At 62.9% G+C, this 1,575-nt stretch carries 1 protein-coding gene and 2 rRNA genes; all 3 read right to left on the bottom strand.

The features are described from left to right. Positions 1-201: 201 nt before the first annotated feature. A complete protein-coding gene (locus GO707_RS11805; protein ID WP_157013089.1) occupies positions 202-1,098 on the bottom strand; it encodes an acetamidase/formamidase family protein in 897 nt (298 codons plus the stop codon). Between the two features lie 117 nt (positions 1,099-1,215). Further along, positions 1,216-1,330 (bottom strand): 5S ribosomal RNA (gene rrf, locus GO707_RS11800). Between the two features lie 122 nt (positions 1,331-1,452). Continuing rightward, a 23S ribosomal RNA gene (locus GO707_RS12095) occupies positions 1,453-1,575 on the bottom strand; the annotation flags it as partial.

The raw sequence follows: 1,575 nt of genomic DNA, 5'->3' as shown, positions 1-1,575 counted from the left end.
ACACCCGTATCGTATCCCGACTGGCGGCGTTTTGACGCAAGGGCGGAGCCTTCGACGCGCACCCGCATAGCGGGTGGTTTTTTGCCCGCCGCGCTTCGCGCGCCGTGCAGGCTCACGAGCCTGAAAAAAAGGGGCGACCGAGGTCGCCCCCTACGGAGATTCTTCCTAGACCTCTTCCGAGGCTTCTCTACGAACTCGCTTCTACAGCTTGAACCCAAGGGCATCCAGCACGTATTTGGGCACCATGAAGCGAACCGTCTTCTCCGGATCCACCATCTGGCACACCTGTACGTCGGCCACAAGGGACAGCAGCATAACCATCTCTTCGGCCAGCTTTCCCGTGCGGTCGCAGATGAGATCGACCATCTCGTGAACCGCGCGGTCGGCAGCGGCATCCAAAGACTCGGCCGAGGCAATGACGCCGAGATGCGTCGCGTTCTCGATGAGGGGATCGGTCAGCGCCAGCTTCGGCAGGGCTTCCAAGGTCACCGTGGCCCACCCGGCCGCCTCGGCGCCGGACACGCTGATCTCGCCATCGCCCATGGCCGCGTGCATGTCGCCGCAGCCGAAAAGCGCGCCGTCGGTATATACGGGGAAGTACAGCGTCGCGCCCGCCGTGATGGCCGTATTGTCCATATTGCCGCCATGGGAGCCCGGCGTGCCGCAGTTAACAGGCTCGCCAGCCGGCGCCACGCCGATAACGCCGATCATGGGCCTCAGCGGAATGCGCAGCTCCTCGTCCCACACCAGCTCGTCTCCGTCGATCTTGCAGAGATGCGTGCTCCAGGCGTCGAAGCGATCGCCGCACACCCCCTCGCCCTCGCCGGTGCAGGAAGCCGTCTGCCCGTCGAACTCGATGGCCTCGATGGTGACTTTCAGCGCCCCGCCGGGCACCGCGCCCTCCACAAAGATCGGACCCGTGGCGGGATTGATGTGATCCCAATCGATCTCATCGAGTTCGTCCTCGGGCCGCTGCACTTGATTGCCGAAGCAATCCTTCGTGCGTACGCGCACCGTCGTCCCCGAAGGCACCACTAACGCCGGCTCCAGCTCTTTGTCGAACGCATACAGAACCTTCTCATCACCAAGCTCGATCATAAGCTCCTCCTAAACAAAAAAGACACCCTTCCAGGTGTCCAAAATTATAATACAGTTTTTGTCGCACAGGTTCGCCCATCCCATTAGGGCGGGTGAGACGCAAAAAAGCGCCCCCTGCGAGCGGAACGACCTGTCCTCCCGCGGCCTCGCGCCGCAGTACTTTCGGCGAGGTGGGGCTTAACTGCCGAGTTCGGAATGGGATCGGGTGATCCCCCACTCCATGGTTCCGCTCGCGGGAGGCGCTCCCGCGGCAACTGTGCGCCGTCCGAGGGGCCCGGGCAGGATGCCCGCGCCACCCTGGCGGTTGCATGCGCGCGACACGTCCATCGATGATCGCCGTACGTAGTCAATGGCAATGAAGAAGAGCTCGGGCTATTAGTAGCGCTCGCCTGAGCAGGTCGCCCTGCTTGCAGCTGCGCCCTATCGACCAGATAGTCTATCTGGGCCCTTACCGGAAAGGGAGCTCATCTCGGAGGC

It is taken from the genome of Adlercreutzia rubneri, from assembly GCF_009755265.1.
Taxonomy (GTDB): Bacteria; Actinomycetota; Coriobacteriia; order Coriobacteriales; family Eggerthellaceae; genus Adlercreutzia; species Adlercreutzia rubneri.
The sequence above is the reverse complement of the archived record's forward strand: the minus strand, read 5'-3'. Positions and strand labels throughout refer to the sequence as shown.

Coding starts and splice junctions, on each gene's coding strand:
- GO707_RS11805 (WP_157013089.1), bottom strand. CDS start 1,098: ATGATCGAGCTTGGTGATGAGAAGGTTCTGTATGCGTTCGACAAAGAG.